15 protein-coding genes are annotated in these 18,297 nt (G+C 55.7%); all 15 read right to left on the reverse strand.

Going from position 1 to position 18,297, the window contains the following annotated elements; genetic code table 11:
• Positions 1–82: 82 nt before the first annotated feature.
• Positions 83–3,148 carry an efflux RND transporter permease subunit gene (locus BJL95_RS07925; protein WP_071156889.1) on the reverse strand — a complete coding sequence of 1,022 codons (3,066 nt, stop codon included), beginning with the start codon at positions 3,146–3,148 and terminating at the stop codon, positions 83–85.
• The gene (locus BJL95_RS07930; RefSeq protein ID WP_071157073.1) at positions 3,145–4,239 is read right to left on the reverse strand and encodes an efflux RND transporter periplasmic adaptor subunit; all 1,095 of its coding nucleotides are present in this window, start codon (positions 4,237–4,239) and stop codon (positions 3,145–3,147) included. The genes BJL95_RS07925 and BJL95_RS07930 overlap by 4 nt, the downstream gene beginning before the upstream one ends.
• A 14-nt stretch (positions 4,240–4,253) precedes the next feature.
• A complete protein-coding gene (locus BJL95_RS07935) occupies positions 4,254–4,982 on the reverse strand; it encodes an esterase family protein (protein ID WP_064027609.1) in 729 nt (242 codons plus the stop codon).
• Between the two features lie 10 nt (positions 4,983–4,992).
• Entirely contained in the window at positions 4,993–5,946 is a 954-nt protein-coding gene (locus tag BJL95_RS07940) for an acetylxylan esterase (RefSeq protein ID WP_064027611.1), read from the reverse strand.
• Positions 5,947–5,997: 51 nt separating this feature from the next.
• On the reverse strand, positions 5,998–6,303 hold the full coding sequence (locus BJL95_RS07945) for an integration host factor subunit beta (protein WP_064027674.1): 306 nt from the start codon (positions 6,301–6,303) through the stop codon (positions 5,998–6,000).
• Positions 6,304–6,372: 69 nt separating this feature from the next.
• Positions 6,373–8,034, reverse strand: coding sequence for a 30S ribosomal protein S1 (gene rpsA / locus BJL95_RS07950; RefSeq protein ID WP_064027613.1), 1,662 nt, complete (start codon positions 8,032–8,034; stop codon positions 6,373–6,375).
• A gap of 98 nt (positions 8,035–8,132) precedes the next feature.
• Complete coding sequence (gene cmk, locus BJL95_RS07955; RefSeq protein ID WP_071156891.1) at positions 8,133–8,789, reverse strand: (d)CMP kinase; 657 nt, start codon at positions 8,787–8,789, stop codon at positions 8,133–8,135.
• Between the two features lies 1 nt (position 8,790).
• Positions 8,791–10,110: a 3-phosphoshikimate 1-carboxyvinyltransferase gene (gene aroA / locus BJL95_RS07960; protein ID WP_071156893.1), complete on the reverse strand. Its 1,320-nt coding sequence runs from the start codon at positions 10,108–10,110 to the stop codon at positions 8,791–8,793.
• A gap of 5 nt (positions 10,111–10,115) precedes the next feature.
• Positions 10,116–10,997 carry a prephenate dehydrogenase/arogenate dehydrogenase family protein gene (locus BJL95_RS07965; RefSeq protein WP_071156895.1) on the reverse strand — a complete coding sequence of 294 codons (882 nt, stop codon included), beginning with the start codon at positions 10,995–10,997 and terminating at the stop codon, positions 10,116–10,118.
• Positions 10,990–12,093: a histidinol-phosphate transaminase gene (gene hisC, locus BJL95_RS07970; protein WP_064027621.1), complete on the reverse strand. Its 1,104-nt coding sequence runs from the start codon at positions 12,091–12,093 to the stop codon at positions 10,990–10,992. The genes BJL95_RS07965 and hisC overlap by 8 nt, the downstream gene beginning before the upstream one ends.
• Before the next feature lie 12 nt (positions 12,094–12,105).
• On the reverse strand, positions 12,106–13,191 hold the full coding sequence (pheA, locus tag BJL95_RS07975) for a prephenate dehydratase (protein ID WP_064027623.1): 1,086 nt from the start codon (positions 13,189–13,191) through the stop codon (positions 12,106–12,108).
• Between the two features lie 5 nt (positions 13,192–13,196).
• Complete coding sequence (gene serC / locus BJL95_RS07980) at positions 13,197–14,276, reverse strand: 3-phosphoserine/phosphohydroxythreonine transaminase (RefSeq protein WP_071156897.1); 1,080 nt, start codon at positions 14,274–14,276, stop codon at positions 13,197–13,199.
• A complete protein-coding gene (gyrA, locus tag BJL95_RS07985; protein WP_071156899.1) occupies positions 14,276–16,873 on the reverse strand; it encodes a DNA gyrase subunit A in 2,598 nt (865 codons plus the stop codon). The genes serC and gyrA overlap by 1 nt, the downstream gene beginning before the upstream one ends.
• Before the next feature lie 126 nt (positions 16,874–16,999).
• On the reverse strand, positions 17,000–17,719 hold the full coding sequence (locus BJL95_RS07990; RefSeq protein WP_071156901.1) for a dienelactone hydrolase family protein: 720 nt from the start codon (positions 17,717–17,719) through the stop codon (positions 17,000–17,002).
• 20 nt (positions 17,720–17,739) lie between these two features.
• Positions 17,740–18,222 (reverse strand): low molecular weight protein-tyrosine-phosphatase, encoded by a 483-nt coding sequence (locus tag BJL95_RS07995; RefSeq protein ID WP_064027631.1) that lies wholly within the window; start codon positions 18,220–18,222, stop codon positions 17,740–17,742.
• Positions 18,223–18,297: the final 75 nt, after the last annotated feature.

Genomic DNA, 18,297 nt, shown 5'->3' on the forward strand with positions numbered 1-18,297 from the left:
TATGGCAAGGTGTCAGGACCTGTTTATCGGTCCGATCCGGATATTGTGCCACAGCGGAGGCCCGAATGACCGTTACCGTGTTTTATTGGTCGTCGACGGTCGGGGACGTTTGCTCAGCACTGCGATCTTTCGCCAAAATCACGTAAAACGGCGGCACGACGAATAGCGTCAATACGGTACCGATACCCAAGCCGGAAGCGATCACCAGACCGATCGCAAAGCGGCTGGCGGCGCCGGGGCCGGTGGCGGTCAACAGCGGCAGCATCGCGACGATCATCGCGACCGTGGTCATCAGAATAGGCCGAAGCCGGATCCCGGCTGCCTGTTCGATGGCCGCCGGCTTGTTCAAGCCGTCACGCTGTTGCAGTTGGTTGGCAAATTCGACGATCAAAATACCGTTTTTGGCAACCAAGCCGATCAGCGTAATCAGGCCCACCTGGGTATAGATGTTGACGGTCGCGAAATCGAGCATCAAAAATGCCAATGCGCTGGCGATCGATAGCGGCACTGAAATTAAGATAATCAACGGATCGCGCCAACTCTCGAATTGCGCGGCCAACACCAAGTATATAATGAGCAGAGCCATGAAGAAGGTCAGAATCAGCACGTTGCCCTGCTGACGGTATTGGCGCGACTCGCCGGTGTAATCCGCGGCGAACCCGCGCGGAAAGATTTCTTCGGCAATGTCATCCAGCGCGGCCATTGCATCGCCGAGACCGATACCCGGCGCCGGAATCCCGCTTAGCGTGATGCTGTTGAGTTGTTGGAACTGACTGCGTTTGCCGGGTTCGACGCTATCGACGACTTTAATCAAGGCCGACAGCGGTACTTGGGCGCCGGAGCTGCCTCGCAAGTAATAGCCGTCCAATTTAGCCAAATCCTGGCGGTCTGCGTCGCCGACTTGCGGAATTACCTTGTAGCTGCGGCCTTGCAAGCCGAATCGGTTGACGTACTGTCCGCCCAGCCAACCGGCCAAGTTGGCGCCGATGTCTTCCATCGTGATACCTAAATCGGCGGCACGGTCCCGGTCGATCACCAACGTCGATTTCGGCCGGTCGAAGCGAACGTCCTTGACCAAAAATGCAAATTGACCGCTTTGCATCGCTTGCGCCAGCACTTGCTCGGCCACCTGATCCAGCTTAGCGTAATCGGCGTCGCTGGTCACGACGAACTGCAGGGGCAATCCGCCACCCGAGCCCGGTAAGCTGGGCGGCGATACGACGGCGGTCTGAAAGCCGGCGATACTGTCTACCTTGGCTTGCAGTTCCGGAACGACGGCTTGTTGGGAGCGCTGGCGCTCGAAACTCGACGGCATTTTCATACCGGCGAATACGGTATTGGTATCCCCGCCGAAGCCCATGATCAAAAAGCTTTCTTCGTGCTCCGGCAGGCTTTCGAAATGCCGGATCAATTCGCGGGAGTAGGTCTGATTGTATTGCAGCGTCGCGGTTTGCGGGCTACTGGCGATCGCGAACAAAAAACTTTGATCCTCGGTCGGCGCCAGTTCCTTGCCCGACCAATCGTACATCCAATAGATACTGGGCAACACCAACAGCGCGAAGATCAGCACCGTGTACGGAAATTCCAAAATTCGGCGCAACACGGACCGGTACCCGCTGGCCAAGCCTTCGAAAAAATGTTCGACCATGGCTTCGAAACGTCCGCCGCGCCCGGCTTCCGGCAAGATGCGCGCGCTCATCATCGGCGACAACGTCAACGCGACAATCCCGGAAATCAGTACCGCGCCGGCCAGAGAAAAAGCGAATTCGGTAAACAGCGTGCCGACCAAGCCCCCCATGAAACCGATCGGCACGTACACCGCTACCAGCGTCGTGGTCATCGCGATGATAGGCAGTCCCAGTTCGCGGGCGCCGGCCAATGCGGCTTGCAAACGGCCGTGACCCTGCTCGATGTGTCGGTGGATGTTTTCGACGACGACAATCGCGTCGTCCACCACCAAGCCTATCGCCAGTACCATTGCCAACATCGTCAGCAAGTTGATCGAAAAGCCCATTGCCAGCATGAAAAAGCAGGCGCCGACCAGCGATAGCGGCACCGTGACCGCCGGGATCAGCGCCGCGCGGAACGAGCCGAGCGACAAAAAAATCACGCCTAACACGATCGCGACGGCTTCCAACAAGGTTGCGAAGACTTCGTGGATCGAATCCTCAATGAATTGGCTGGCGTCGTAAGGCAGCAAGATATGCATTTCGTTGGGCAAGTCGCGCTCGATCTCTTTCAACAAGGCTTTAACCGATTTCGCAACCTTCAACGGATTGGCGCCCGGCGCCTGCTCGATGCCCATGAAAATCGCGGTCTTGCCTTTGTACCAATTAACCGTGTCGTAGTCTTCGCTGCCCAACTCGATGTCGGCGATGTCGTTTAATCGAACCAGCGCGCCGCGACGATTGGCAACCACCAATTGTTCGAATTCCCGTTTCGACACCGCGTCGGTCGTGGCACCCAAATCGATTTTAACGAAATTACCCTTGGTAGCGCCGATACCGGATAAATAGTTATTGGCTTTCAGCACGCCGGCGACGTCGTTGGCGGTTACGCTTAAGGCCGCCATGCGCGCGGGGTCTAGCCAGATACGCATCGCGAAGGTCTTGTTGCCCAACATCGCGGCCTTGCCGACGCCGGGGACCGCCTGCAACTTCGGCTGCACGACCCGAAGCAGATAATCGCTAATCTGCGAGTCCTGCAAGGTGTCGCTGTACAGCGCGATATACATGAGTGCGGTGTCGTCGCCGGTTTGCGAACTAATCACCGGATCCTCGGCTTCGGCCGGCAATTGATTACGCTTACCGGCCACCTTGGCCTGAATCTCGGCGACCGCGGCGTTAGGATCGTAATTCAGCCGCATGTGAGCCTCGATGACCGAGCTGCCCTGGCGGCTATTGGAAGACAGATAATCAATGCCGTTGGCTTCGGCTATGGCCTGTTGCAGCGGCGTTGTAATAAAGCCTTTAATCAAGTCGCTGTCCGCGCCGGGATAGGCGGTCGTGATGGTCACGACGGTATTCTCGGTTTTCGGGTATTGGCGCAATTCCAAGACGTCCAAGGCTCTTAAGCCGAGAAGCAGGATCAGCAAACTGACGACACTGGCTAGGACCGGCCGTACAATGAATAAATCGGTCAACTTCACGGAGCCTGCTCGCGTTCGCCGGGCGCGGGTTGGCTGTCCGGCGTGACGGCCATGCCGTTACGCAGCTTCATTTGTCCGGCGGCAACGACTTTATCGCCGAGCCGCAGCCCTTCCAAAATTTCGACTCGCCCTCCCCGACTGTCGCCGGTTTTGACTTGGCGACTTTGCACGATCCATCCGGCCGGACCGCGCTGAACCGCAAACACGGAATTGCCGTAGGGGTTGTAGCTGATGGCGGTATCCGGCAAGGTCGACACGGTTTGGTCGGCCTCGGCGGACAGTTTGATCTGGGCGAACATCCCTGGCCGAAGCAATTTCCCTGGGTTTCTAAACAGTGCCTGTACTTTGATGGTTCGACTATCGGTGTCGACCGCGGGATTCGACGCAGTGACCTCTCCTTCAAAATACTGGTCTGGAAAGGCAGGTACGCTGGCGATCACCTTTTGGCCCTTGCCAATCCGGCCAAGATCGCGTTCCGGCAACGTGAAATCCAAATACATCGGATCGAGTTGTTCAAGCATCACGATCGCCGAACCAACCGGCAAGTACTGCCCAAGATCGACGCGACGTATGCCCAACTCGCCGGCAAACGGCGCCTTGATGTGTTTCTTGGCGATTTGGATCTGCTTGCCGGCAACCGCCGCCGCGGCTTGATCGAGCTGCGCTCGATTTTGATCCTGATCGGCGGCGGCGATGAATTTTCGCTCCAACATGCTCTGGCCACGCTGATACCGTAAGCCGGCCAATTTTTGTTCGGCGAGCAGGCCGTCGAGTTCCGCTCGGTCGGTAGCGCTATCCAGTTCTAGCAACAACTGTCCGGCTTTTACAGTTTGGCCGGAGTTGAAATGAATGGCTTGGACCATCCCGGCAATTTCGTTGCTGATATCGATACCGGCGACGGCGCGAAAGCTGCCGACAGTGCTTAACGAAGAGTCCCAGTGTTCGCTTTTGACCTCGGAGAAGGCAACGACGGCCGGAGGTACTGCAGGCACTTGGCTGGCCGCTTGGCGCATCCGGTAAAACTTGAGTCCGAAAATCGCACCCAGCGCAAGTAAGGTCAACAATAGTACTAGCAGGCTGCGCTTGATCATCGATGGCGATTCGGTCAAAGGTATAATGGAGCCATGCGCCGCCAGGAATGGCCTTGATGCGCGCGGCCATCCCATTCGTAGAGCCTGTGCGGCACCTGCTTCTGGGTCAGAATATGGCTCAGGTCGTGATTGTTTTGTAAAAATGGATCCGCTCTGCCGATCACCAAGGTGATGTCCAGCGCCCGAATGGCCGCCAATTGGGATTCGCAGGTCAAATTCGGCAAAAAATGCGTTGGCGTATGAAAATAAATATCGTCGTTATAGTGTCCTTCGAATAAATCCTTGAAGCATTCCACCTCCAGGGTTAGATCGAAGCGTCCGGAAAACGCCACCAGCTTTTTGAATAAATGCGGGTGGCGAAATGCGATATTGGCGGCATGATAGGCGCCCAGACTGCAGCCATGCGAAATTAAGCACGGATGCGGGTTCTTCAGTGCAATGAACGGCAGAATTTCATTCAACACATAATCTTCGAATTGCATGTGGCGCTTGATGCGATCGCCCGGTTGACACCAAAAACAATAAAAGCTTTCGTGGTCGATGCTGTCCAGACAATACAATTGCATGTGGCCCGCGTTGATCTTGTCGGCCAAGCTATCAACAATTCGCAGGTTCTCGTATTCGTAAAAACGGCCGTCCCGAGTCGGAAAGACCAGCACTTTGGCGCCGGCATGACCGAATACCAAAAACTCCATATCGCGTTCTAAACGCGGGCTGAACCAATGATGATATTCCCGTTTCATCGCAAGCTTGTCAGTTGGGCGAGAAAAATAGCTTGAGTTCCGCCAACAACTGCTGCTCTTGTAGACGTTGCGCCGGATATTCGAAATGGCCGGCATCCAGTGTGAACAGGCGTTTCTCGCCGTGCCAGGCATTGTAAATCGCAAACTGACCCGGTGGAGCGACTACCGGATCGAACAAGGCCAATGCGGCATGCAGGGGTTGATTGGCATGGCGCACGGCGGTAGCGGCATCGTAATAGGTCAATGTGTCGGGAATATGACCCAAATGCTGACTATAGGCTCGCAATGCGTCGGCACTACCGCAACTGGGCAGACTTAAACGCAACGGCTGGTTACCGAATGTCGGTACGTTTAGGTGAACGCGACGAATTCTGCCGTCCCAAGGCACTGCTAAAGCCCCAATCCCGCCGCCGAAACTGATTCCCATATAACCGATCCGTTCCCGGGCCTGCGGATAAATCGTCCACAATACCGATACCGCCAGCCACAGATCGTCCACGCAACCGCCGATCACATAACGATCTTTATCCAGGATATTCTGCACGACATGCCAATCAGGCCGCTCCGGGATAGACGTACAACGGCTCCGGGAAATGCCACGAAAGCACGGAAACAAGAGCGCGGTATTGGGAAAGCTCAAATGAAAGTCCGGGCCTTCCCGGCCGCCATATCCGTGTCCCACAACGATGGCCTGCGTGACCGTTTGACCGTGCGGTTCCAGTAACCAACCGGCGATCGTGATACCGTCCGTGGACTGGTAGGAAATATCGTTGACCCGATAACCGTCGACCAGGGTCGGGTTACCGATTTGGAAGCGTGGCGATTGCTGCAGGACTTGCCGATAACGGGTGGACCAAAAGTCCTCAAAATCGGCGGGCTCGGTCGGCGCATCGACGCCGAGCAATCGTTCGAGAGTGTAGCCATAGCCTGGGTCGTAGTTGTAAGGATGCTCAAACAGACTCATCGGCGGCTATGGCAAATATCGTAAAAAACTTGAAGCAGGCGGGGTGCCTGATCAATCGACGATTTTGTATTTCTCCCTGGAAGCGTCGACCATATCCCGAAGCTCCTTGCCGGGTTTGAAGTGGGGAACATGTTTTTCGGTTAACGAAACCGATTCGCCGGTTTTGGGATTGCGTCCCAATCTAGCCGAACGATGATGCAACGAAAAACTGCCAAAACCCCTGATTTCTATTCTATCGCCGCTAGCCAGCGTATCGCTCAAGTGATCGACAACACATCTGACAGCGAGCTCCACGTCTTTAAGCGCAAGATGCGGCTGTTTTCTAGCCAGCACCTCTATCAATTCTGATTTTGTCACATCCAACCCTGAATAATCAAAAAGGGGCGGCATGAGGTTTACGCCCACGCCACCCCCGAAGTCGACGAGTTATTTGTCGATTTGTTTAAAGATGTCGCCTAATGTCGCGGTACCGGCATTTTGTGACGAGTAATCCTTAATAGCGTTGGATTCTTCTTCCATATCCTTAGCCTTGATCGACAATGAAATGGATTTGGTTTTTTTGTCGACGCCGATAAATTTAGCTTCGACTTCATCGCCTTCTTTCAGCAAAGTGCGGGCATCTTCGACGCGATCGCGTTGAATCTCGGAAGCGCGCAAATAGCCTTCGACGTTATCGGCCAGGGTAATCACAGCGCCTTTGGCATCGACTTCCTTAATGGTACCTTTCACCAAGCTGCCTTTTTCATGCAGGGCGATATAGTTTTGGAAGGGGTCTTGTTCCAGCTGTTTGATACCCAACGAAATACGCTCACGTTCGGAGTCCACGGCCAGAATAACCGTTTCGACTTCGTCGCCTTTCTTGTAGGCGCGAATCGCTTCTTCGTCGTTCTCGTTCCAGGAGATATCGGACATATGCACCAGACCGTCGATACCGCCATCCAAACCGATGAAGATGCCGAAATCGGTAATCGATTTGATTTTGCCGGAGATTTTGTCGCCTTTGTTGTGCGTAGCCGCGAATTCATCCCAAGGGTTGGAGCGGCATTGCTTCATGCCCAGCGAAATACGACGGCGTTCTTCGTCGATTTCCAGAACCATGACTTCGCACTCATCACCCAATTGTACGACCTTGGATGGGTTAACGTTTTTATTGGTCCAGTCCATTTCGGAAACGTGTACCAAACCTTCGACGCCTTCCTCGATTTCAACGAAACAACCGTAGTCGGTCAGGTTGTTGACCTTACCGAACACGCGAGTGCCGGCAGGGTAACGGCGAGCGATGTTTTGCCATGGATCTTCATCCATTTGTTTCATGCCCAACGATACGCGAGTTTTGTCTTTATCGAATTTCAGGACTTTAACCTTAACTTCCTGACCGATTTCCACGCACTCGGATGGATGACGTACACGACGCCATGCCATGTCGGTGATGTGCAACAGACCGTCGACGCCACCCAGATCGATAAACGCACCGTAATCGGTGAGGTTTTTAACGATACCGGTAACGATCGCGCCGTCTTGCAGCGTTTTAACCAATTCTTCGCGCTCGGCGCTGTATTCGCTTTCGACGACGGCGCGGCGCGACAACACGACATTGTTGCGTTTTTGGTCGATTTTAATGACTTTGAATTCCAGATCGCGGTTTTCCAGGAAGGTAGTGTCGCGAATCGGACGTACATCGACGAGAGAACCCGGCAGGAACGCGCGCAACGCGCCGACCGCTACGGTGAAGCCGCCGCGTACCTTGCCGTTGATACGGCCGACAATGGTTTCTTGAGTCTCGAAGGCTTTTTCCAGTTCAGCCCACGCTTTACTTTTCTTGGCTTTGTCGCGGGAAAGAAGAGTGGCGCCCAGACCATCTTCGAACAAATCGAGAGCAACTTCGATTTCGTCACCGATATTGACTTCCAAGTCGCCGTCGGCATTCAGAAACTGCCATTTTGGAATGACACCTTCGGATTTCGCCTGTGTACTGACGATAACAAATTCGTTTTCGATGTCGACAACGGTACCGATCAACATCGCGCCAGGACGCATTTCGGTCTTGGCATAACTCTCTTCAAACAACTCTGCAAAGCTTTCGCCCATCTTTTCTTTCCCAAACTTGTTAAAACACGAACAAGTTTTCACATTTATCAAAAATTAATAAAAAGCCGCCGACAACCGCCGACAACCGCCAAAAAGTCTCATACGACTAAATTAACCACCTGATCGATGACTTCTTGAATTGTCAAATTCGAGGAGTCGATGTACAACGCGCCTTCCGGAACGGTAAGCGGCGCGGACGTTCGCTGACTATCGCGACGATCACGTTCTTCTATCTCACGGGTGATTTGCGGAAGATTAGCATCAATCCCCTTTTCAATCAACTGTTTATATCGTCTTAATGCTCGCTCGTCGGCGCTGGCGGTCAAGTAGACCTTGTAACGGGCATCGCTGAACACCACGCTGCCCATGTCCCGCCCGTCGGCAACCAGGCCGGGAAGCTGTTGAAAATCCTTTTGTTTTTGCAAAAGAACCGCTCTGACATCGGGGTAGGCCGCAATGATGGACGCCGTATTGCCGGTGGTTTCTGTCGCCAGACGCGCCGTGATGTCCACACCGTTCAGTTTGACGATCAATGCGTCACCGCAGTCGAATTCTAACAGCATGGCTTGAGCGACCTCGCAAATAGCCGGCACATCGTCCAAATTCAATCCTGCGTTGAGCACCGCTACCGCTAGAGACCGGTATATCGAACCGCTATCCAGATAATTCCAGCCCAAAAGCTTGGCGACGGCACGACTGACCGTGCCTTTTCCCGCGCCGCTAGGCCCGTCTATCGTTAAAACCGGTGCCGTCATATTAAATCACGCTAACATCGAGTCCCAGCTTGACCGCTAAGTCGCGGAACTCCGGGAACGAGGTATTCACATTCGCGCAATCCTTGATCGTAATCGGTCCGGAGGCACGCAATCCGGCGATCGAGAACGACATAGCGGTGCGGTGATCGCCGTGTGAATCAACTTCGCCGCCACCGATTTGACCGCCGTTGATCACCATGCCGTCTTTGGTGGCTTGAGCGTCAATACCCAGGATTTGCAAGCCGTCCGCCATCACCTGAATCCGATCGGATTCCTTGACCCGCAATTCTTCGGCGCCGGTCAGCACCGTTTGGCCTTCGGCGCAGCTTGCCGCGACGAACAGCACTGGAAATTCGTCGATCGCCAGCGGCACCAGATGCTCGGGAATATTGATACCTTGCAATTGCGCGGAACGCACCCGCAAATCGGCGACCGGTTCTCCGCCGACTTCGCGCTCGTTCAGCACTTCGATGTTGGCGCCCATCAGGCGCAGAATGTCGATGACGCCGGTGCGAGTCGGATTGATGCCGACGTGTTTCAAGGTGACATCGGAATTCGGCGCGATACTGGCACCGACTAAAAAGAACGCCGCAGAGGAAATGTCGCTAGGCACGTCGATATTCGTCGCGGTCAATTTGCCGTTGCTGGTGATTCTCGCGGTCGCGCCGTCGCGAGTGACCGGATAACCGAAGCCGGCCAGCATCCGTTCGGTATGATCGCGGGTCGGCGCGGGTTCGGTGACGCTGGTTTCGCCTTCCGAATACATGCCCGCCAGCAACAAACAGGATTTGACCTGGGCACTGGCGATCGGCATGTCGTAATGCATGCCTTGCAATTTGCCGGCCTTGCCTTTGATGTGCAACGGCGCGGTGCCGTTTTCTTGGGTGACGATCTCCGCGCCCATTTGTGCCAAAGGCGCAGTCACTCGCTTCATCGGCCGGGATTCAAGCGACTTGTCGCCGGTTAACACGCAGTCGAACGGCTGTCCGGCCAACAGCCCGGACAATAGCCGCATCGAGGTGCCGGAGTTACCCAGGTACAACGGTTTTTCCGGGGCCTTCAAACCATGCTTGCCGACGCCGTGCACGGTCACTTCGCCGTTGAATGGCCCTTCGATTTGTACGCCCATCGCCCGGAAGGCTTCCAAGGTACACATCGCATCTTCGGCGTTCAAAAAGCCGGTGACGTGGGTAACGCCGTCGGCCAGCGAGCCGAGCATGATGGAGCGGTGCGACATCGATTTATCGCCGGGCACGCGAATCTCGCCGTTCAGGCTGCCGCCGGGTTGGACTTGGAAAATGACGTTAGTGGATGAGGACATAGTGGTTAGGTTGGATCGTCAAAAATTTCGAGAAAACGTTGCCGGGCCTGCTTGGCGTAGCTGAAAGTTTCGAACAACGCGGAAGCGTCGCCGTTTTGCAGCAGGTGCTCGACTTGATTAAGCTCCGCTTGAAATTGTTGAATCAGCGGAATGATTTCCTGTTTATTGGCCAGACAAATGTCCTGCCACATGGTGGGGTCGCTGGACGCGATACGGCTAAAGTCGCGAAACCCGCCAGCCGCGTATTTGAAAATTTCGCGCTGCTCGTCCTTGCGGCCCAGCATGCCGACCAACGCAAAGGCCAGAATATGCGGCAGATGGCTGGTAGCGGCGAGCACGGTATCGTGGTGCTCCACGCTCATGATGGCCACGCTGGAACCGATCCGCCGCCAGAATGCGCTGAATTGATCCACGGCCCGAGGGTCGGTGGACGATAGCGGCGTCAAAATCAAGCGACGGTTTTTATATAAATCGACCTTCGCCGCCTCGACGCCGCTGCGCTCGGCGCCGGCGATCGGATGTGCCGGCACGAAATTGCTCGGCACCTTGCCGAACACCGCTCGCGCCGCTTCGACCACGCTGCCCTTGGTACTGCCGGCGTCGCTATAAAGCGTTTGCGAATTCCAATACGGCTTGAGTTGCTCGAAGATGGCTTGCATGCTGCCGACCGGCGTGCAAATGATCACGCAATCGGTACCGGCCATCGCTTGGGCGGCATCGGTATAAAACGCGTCGATGACGCCCAACTCGACCGCGCGCTGCATGTTGGGCAGATTCTTCTCCCGGCCCAGCGCCACTACCTGTTTGCACAAACCCTCGGCGCGGGCGGCCTTGGCGATCGAGCCGCCAATCAAGCCAATCCCGATGATGCATAGGCGCTCAAACACCTTGCAATACCTGGGACAACGCGTCGATGAAGATTCGGTTTTCGCGTTCGGTACCGATGCTGACTCGCAAATGATTGGGCATTTCGTAATTGGCGACCGGGCGCACGATCACGCCTTTTCTCAGCAAGGCCTGGTAGAGCGGCATCGCCGGCTGCCGCATATCGACCGAGACGAAGTTGCCGGAAGATGGAATCCAAGGCAAACCCAAGGCTTCGAAGGCTGATGTCAATTGCGCCATACCGGCATTGTTGACAGCAATGGTCTCGGTCAAATAATCGGCATCCGTCAGGGCGGCTTCCGCAGCCGCCAACGCCAACATATTACCGTTAAACGGCTGGCGCACCCTATTCAGCAAATCGGCCACCTCCGGCGACGATACGCCGAAGCCTATGCGCAAGCCGGCCAATCCGTAGGCCTTGGAAAAGGTGCGAGCGATGATCAAATTCGGGTACTTATCCGGCCAGTGCATGGATTCGGTGCGCACGGCTGGATCGACGAATTCGTAATAGGCTTCGTCGAGCACACATAACACTGACTTCGGCAGCGAGGCGATAAACTCTTCGACGGCTTGCGCAGCCAACAAGGTGCCGGTCGGATTATTCGGGTTGGCGATGAATACTACCCGGGTAAGGTCGGTCACCGCCGCGCGCATGGCGTCCAAATCGTGGCCGTAAGCCTTGGCCGGCACGACCACGGCTTTGGCACCGACTGCTTGAGTCAGGATGGGATATAAAGCAAAGGCATGCTGAGCGAATACGACTTCATGCTCGGGAGCGACGAAGGTGCGCATCACCAATTCCAGAATCTCGCTGGAACCGTTGCCAAGCGTGATTTGCGCCGCATCCACTCTCCAGCGGGCCGATAACGCCGTCTTTAGCGCGAAACCGCTGCCGTCCGGATAACGGCTTATTTCCGGCAAAGTATTGCGAATGGCCTCTGCGACTTTCCGGCCGGTCCCCAACGGATTCTCGTTGGACGCCAGCTTGATGACTTCGCTCAAACCCAGCTCGCGCTGCAATTCTTCCGCCGGTTTACCCGGCACATATGGCATCAGTTGTTGAACGCCGTCTAAAGCAAGAGATAAAAATAAATTCATGAAGCAAAAAGATTAAATGACTGCCTTGGGATACGAGCCGAGCACTTTCAGCATTTTGACGTTGTTCTCCAAGGTTTTCAGTGCCTTGGCGACATCGTCGTCATCGCGATGCCCTTCGATATCGATAAAAAACACATATTCCCACAAACCCTGGCGGGACGGCCGGGATTCGATGTGGGTCATGCTGATGCCATACTCGGCGAACGGCTCCAAAATCCGATGCAATGCCCCCGGTTGGTTGCCGGTCGACACCAGAATCGAGGTTTTATCGAAACCGGTCGAAACCGGTTGTAAGCGTCCGACGACGATGAAACGGGTGGTGTTGTTGGCTTCGTCTTCAATGTGTCTGGCGATCACGTTCAAGTCGTACAATTCCGCCGCCGTCAAGCCAGCGATCGCCGCTTTACCGTGGTCCAGCGATGCCAAGCGCGCGGCTTCGGCGTTGCTGCTAACCGCGGTACACGGCACGCCGGGCAGATTGGCGGTTAACCATTGCCGGCACTGGGCCAGCGATTGTTGATGGGAAAATACCTCGCCAATCCCGACTAAGCCTTCCATCTTGCCCAGCAAGTTCTGATGGACGCGGATTTCGACCTCGCCGCAGATTTGCAGGGGGCTGTCCATGAAGCGATCCAGCGTATGGGCGATGACGCCTTCGGTGGAGTTTTCGACCGGCACGACGCCGAACTGGCAATGACCGGTCTCTACCGCCTGGAAGATTTCATGAATCGTCGGGACCGGAGTATCCTGGACCGCGTGTCCGAAATGCTTAAACGTCGCCTGTTGCGAGAAGGTGCCGGCAGGGCCGAGGAAGGCGACTTCCAGCGGTTTTTCCAGAGCGAGGCAAGCCGACATCAACTCCCGGAACAAATGCGCGGCGGACTGATCGCCTAACGGGCCAGGATTGATCTCCATGATGCGCCGCAACACCTGCGCCTCGCGATCAGGGCGGTAGAAACTGCCGGTCTCGCCTTCGGCCTGCTTGGTACGCGCGACTTCCAGCGCGCAACTGGCGCGCTGATTGATCAAGTCGAGAATCTGCCGATCTATGGCATCGATACGCTGGCGCAGTTCGGACAAAGGAATGATCGCGGTCATAAGCCTTAATGAGTACGCTCGAACTCGGCCATGAATTCGATCAAGGCCTCGACGCCGGCTTCCGGCATCGCATTATAGATGCTGGCGCGCATGCCGCCCACCGAACGATGGCCTGCCAGCGTGCTCAAGCCTTGTTGCTCGGCTTGCGCGAGGAAGGCTTTGTCCAGCGTTGCATCGGCCAATACGAATGGCACATTCATCCGCGACCGGCAGGCCGGATCGACCGGATTTCGGTACAGACTGGAATCGTCGATGGCTTGGTAAAGTTTGTTGGCTTTGCGGATGTTACGTTGTTCGATCGCGACGACGCCGCCCTCGCCTTTCAGCCATTGCAGCGTCAAACCCAACAAATACCAGTTGTAGGTGGCCGGCGTGTTCAACATCGAATCGGCCTTGGCCTGCTGAGCATAGCTGAACACGGCCGGCGTATTCTTGGCCTCCAAGCCCACCAAATCGTCGCGGACGATGACTACCGTCACGCCTGACGGCCCCATGTTTTTCTGCGCGCCGGCGTAGATTAAGCCATAGCGGCCGATATCGACCCGTCTGGACAGGATATTCGACGACATATCGCAAACCAGCGGCAGGTCGCCGGCGTCCGGAATATCGTTAAATTCGACGCCGTGTATCGTTTCGTTGGAAGTGTAGTGCAAGTAGGCGGCTGCCGGATCGACTCGCCAGTCCGCGTAGGCTGGGATTGTCGTGAACGCGGTCGATTCGCCGCTGGCCGCCACCTGGACTTCGCAATATTTGCCGGCTTCCTTGATCGCCGCGGTAGACCAAGCGCCGGTATTAACGTAACAGGCCTTGGTTTTGCCGTTCAGGATATTTTGCGGAATCATCGCGAATTGCGCGCTGGCGCCGGCCTGTAGAAACAACACCCGATAATTGGCCGGTACCGCCAGCAGTTCGATCAGATCGTTCTTCATTTGCTCGGCAATGACCATGAAGTGCGGACCGCGATGGCTCATTTCCATCACCGACATACCGCTGCCCCGCCAATCCAACATTTCCTGTTGCGCTTGTAGCAATACCGGTTCCGGCAACATCGACGGACCGGCGCTGAAGTTATAAATCCTGACCATTATTCTTCCTCTCCTGTCGACGGTGCCGCGTCGCTATCCGGACTTTCGTCGTCGAGATCGCCTTCTTCGTCGCCCAGCGCTTCGATGCGGTCGACGCCAACCACTTTCTCGCCTTTATCGAGGCGAATCACGGTAACGCCCTGAGTATTGCGACCCACCACCGAAATTTCGTTGACGCGGGTTCGGACCAAGGTACCGCCGTCGGTAATCAGCATGATCTCGTCGGTGTCGTTGACCAGCACAGCCCCGACCACCGCGCCGTTGCGTTCCGAGGTTTGAATCGCAATCAGTCCCTGACCGCCACGCTTGTGCTGGGTAAACTCTTCGAGCTTGGTGCGTTTGCCGTAGCCGTTTTCGGTGATATTCAATACCGTCCCCTCGCTGGCGACGATCAGCGAAATCACTTTTTGGCCTTCCTGCAAGCGGATACCCCGCACACCGGCCGCGACCCGGCCCATCGAACGTACGTCGCTCTCGTTGAAACAGACCGCCTTACCGTCGCTGCTAAATAACATGACGTTTTGACGGCCGTCGGTCAGCGCGACGCCGACCAGGGTATCGTTATCGCGCAAATCGATCGCAATTTTACCTTTCGCCAATTGGAACGCGAATTCAGTCAGCGGCGTTTTCTTGACCGTACCGGCCATCGTCGCCATAAACACGTATTTGTCCTCGCTGTACTCGCGAACCGACAGCATCGCGTTGATGCGTTCACCCTCTTCCAACGGCAACAAATTGACGAAAGGCTTACCGCGCGAGGCTCGGCTGGCTACCGGCAACTCGTACACTTTCAGCCAATATACCTTGCCGCGCGACGAGAAACACAGGATGGTGTCGTGGGTGTTGGCGATGATCAGTTTTTCGATGAAATCGTTTTCCTTGGTGGCCGTCGCCGATTTACCGCGACCGCCGCGCCGTTGCGCTTTGTAATCGGTCAGCGGCTGGGTTTTGACGTAACCCTCGTGCGACATGGTCACCACCATGTCTTCCTCGGTGATCAGATCTTCAGCGGTCAGGTTGGAATAATCCTGAACGATTTCGGTTCGGCGCGCGTCGGCATATTGGTTTTTGATTTCTTCCAATTCTTCCTTGATGACTTCCATCAAGCGCACGTCGCTGCCCAAGATGAACAAATATTCGTCGATCAATTCCAGCAATTGCCGATATTCGTTGACGATTTTTTCCTGCTCCAGCCCGGTCAAGCGATGCAGACGTAAATCCAGGATGGCTTGAGCCTGATTTTCGGACAGCCGATATTGGCCGTTCGCCAAGCCGAATTCGGCCGGCAAGTCTTCCGGGCGCGAGCGATCCGCATCTGCGCGGTCCAGCAGAGACGCGACCAGTCCGGCATTCCAGGATCGACCCAACAGGCCGACTTTGGCTTCCTGCGGATTCGGCGAGGTTTTGATCAGCTCGATCATCTCGTCGATGTTCGCCAACGCCACCGCCAGACCTTCCAAGATATGCGCCCGCTCGCGCGCCTTGCGTAGATTGAAGATCGTCCGGCGCGTCACGATTTCGCGTCTATGGTCGATGAAGGCGGCCAGAATGTCCTTTAAATTCATGCAATGCGGCCGACCGTCGTACAAAGCCACCATGTTGATGCCGAATACGGTCTGCAACTGGGTTTGCTTGTAGAGATTGTTCAACACCACATCGGCCACTTCGCCGCGCCGCAATTCGACGACCATCCGCATGCCGTCCTTATCCGATTCGTCGCGCAATCCGGAAATGCCCTCCAGCTTGCCTTCCTTGACCAATTCGGCGATTTTTTCCAGCAAGCGGGCTTTGTTGACCTGGTACGGCAGTTCCGTCGTGACGATGGCTTGTCGGCCGCTGTCGCCGATGTCCTCGAAATGGCAACGGGCGCGCAGATAGATTCGGCCCCGGCCGGTGGCATACGCTTCGTGTATGCCCGATGCGCCGTTGATGATGCCGGCGGTCGGAAAATCCGGGCCGGGTACGATCCCCATCAGCTCGGGAATCGTCAAATCGGGGTTTTCGATCAAGGCCAAACAGGCGCCGACCACTTCGCCGAGGTTGTGCGGCGGGATATTGGTGGCCATGCCGACCGCGATGCCGGAAGAGCCGTTGACCAGTAGATTGGGTACTCTAGTCGGCAGCACTGTGGGTTCGGATTCTGACTCGTCGTAGTTGGCGACGAAATCGACGGTTTCCTTGTCCAGATCGGCCAGTAACTCGTGGGAGATCTTTGCCATCCGCACTTCGGTGTACCGCATGGCCGCCGGCGAATCGCCGTCCACCGAGCCGAAGTTGCCCTGACCGTCGATCAACATGTAACGCAGCGAAAACGGTTGCGCCATTCGGACGATGGTGTCGTAAACCGCGGTATCGCCGTGCGGGTGGTATTTACCGATCACGTCACCGACGACGCGGGCGGATTTTTTATACGGTTTGTTCCAATCGTTGCCCAGTTCGCTCATCGCGTACAGTACGCGGCGGTGCACCGGCTTCAGGCCGTCTCTGACATCGGGAAGCGCCCTACCGACGATGACGCTCATCGCGTAATCGAGATAGGACTGTTTCATCTCGTCTTCGAGATTGACAGGAATGATTTCTTTAGCGAAGTCTGACATGGGTCCGTGATTCCATAGCGGTCGACGGCAAGCGCATCGACGGGTGGGCCTGAGTTGTCAATTCCATTTACTCAGTACCGACAGGTTTGTAAAGCCGGCAATTATAGCAAACGCCCCCCAGCCACGTCAGGCAAAAATCTCCGCCAAAAAGTTTTGCATCGCTTGCCACGAACGCCGGTCGGCGAGCGGCTGGTACACCGTGCCGAACCCCGGATTATTGGCCACCGGGTTGGTAAACGCGTGCAGGGTGTGACCGTAGCTATGCAGTTGCCAATCGGCACCGGCTTTGGTTAATTCGGCTTGCAGCGCGATAACCTGCTCCATCGGCACCATCGGATCGTCGTGACCGTGCAAGGCCAAAACCTTGGCTTTTATCATGGGCTCCGGAATGTTGGCGGGCGGCGAGAATAGACCGTGGAAGGCCACCACGCCTTGAATATCGGCGCCGGTCCTGGCTAAATCCAACGCGCACAAACCGCCGAAGCAAAAGCCGATTGCCGCAATTTTGCGATTATCGGCCCACGGCAATAATTTGGCCGCCGCCAGCGCCGCCAGCGTCCTACGCTGCAACAAGGCGCGATTCGCCATGAACGGCTGCATCAACTTGGCATTTTCATCGGGGCCGCTGCCTAACACGCCTTTTCCGTACATATCGACCGCAAACCCCAAGTAGCCCAATTCAGCCAATTTTCGAGCCTTGCCGGCGACAAATTCGTCCCGCCCACCCCAAGCGTGATGAATCAATACCAGCGGGCGCTGGCCGCTAACCGCGTCGTCGTACGCGAAATACCCTTCCAGCAAGGTCTCTTGATCCAGATAAGCAACCGTGTTTGCCACTATGGCCATGTCCTAACTCCTTTGGATGGTTACAAACGACCGGTCTGACGCAGGGACTCCAGAAAGGCTTCGGAGGCTTGTTCGACCAAATCCAATACCCGTTCGAAGCCGTAACTGCCGCCATAGTACGGATCGGGGACCTCATGCTCCAGTAGATGCGGCGCATACTCCAAAAACAAACGGATTTTATGCCGATGATCCGGCGGACACAGCTCGGTCAGACTCTCCCGGTTTTCGCTATCCATCGCCAAAATATGGTCGAAATGGGCAAAATCCGCTGCCGATACCTTGCGTGCGCGCAGGTGTTTCAATTCCACGCCGCGATCGCGAGCGGCTTTTTGCGCGCGTAAATCCGGCGCGTCGCCGACGTGATAGGCATGCGTGCCAGCGGAATCGATCTGAAAGCGATCGGCCAAATTTTGACTTTCGATCAAATTGGAAAACACGCCTTCCGCCGTCGGCGATCGGCAAATATTGCCCATGCAGACAAAGAGTACTTTAATTTTATTCATATAGGTCAATTACTTACTAAATTAATCGCTGCAAGATCGCTTCTAGAATCGCCAACCTTGAGTCTTTGACAACAA

It is taken from the genome of Methylomonas sp. LWB (assembly GCF_001856095.1).
GTDB classification, from domain to species: Bacteria; Pseudomonadota; Gammaproteobacteria; order Methylococcales; family Methylomonadaceae; genus Methylomonas; species Methylomonas koyamae_A.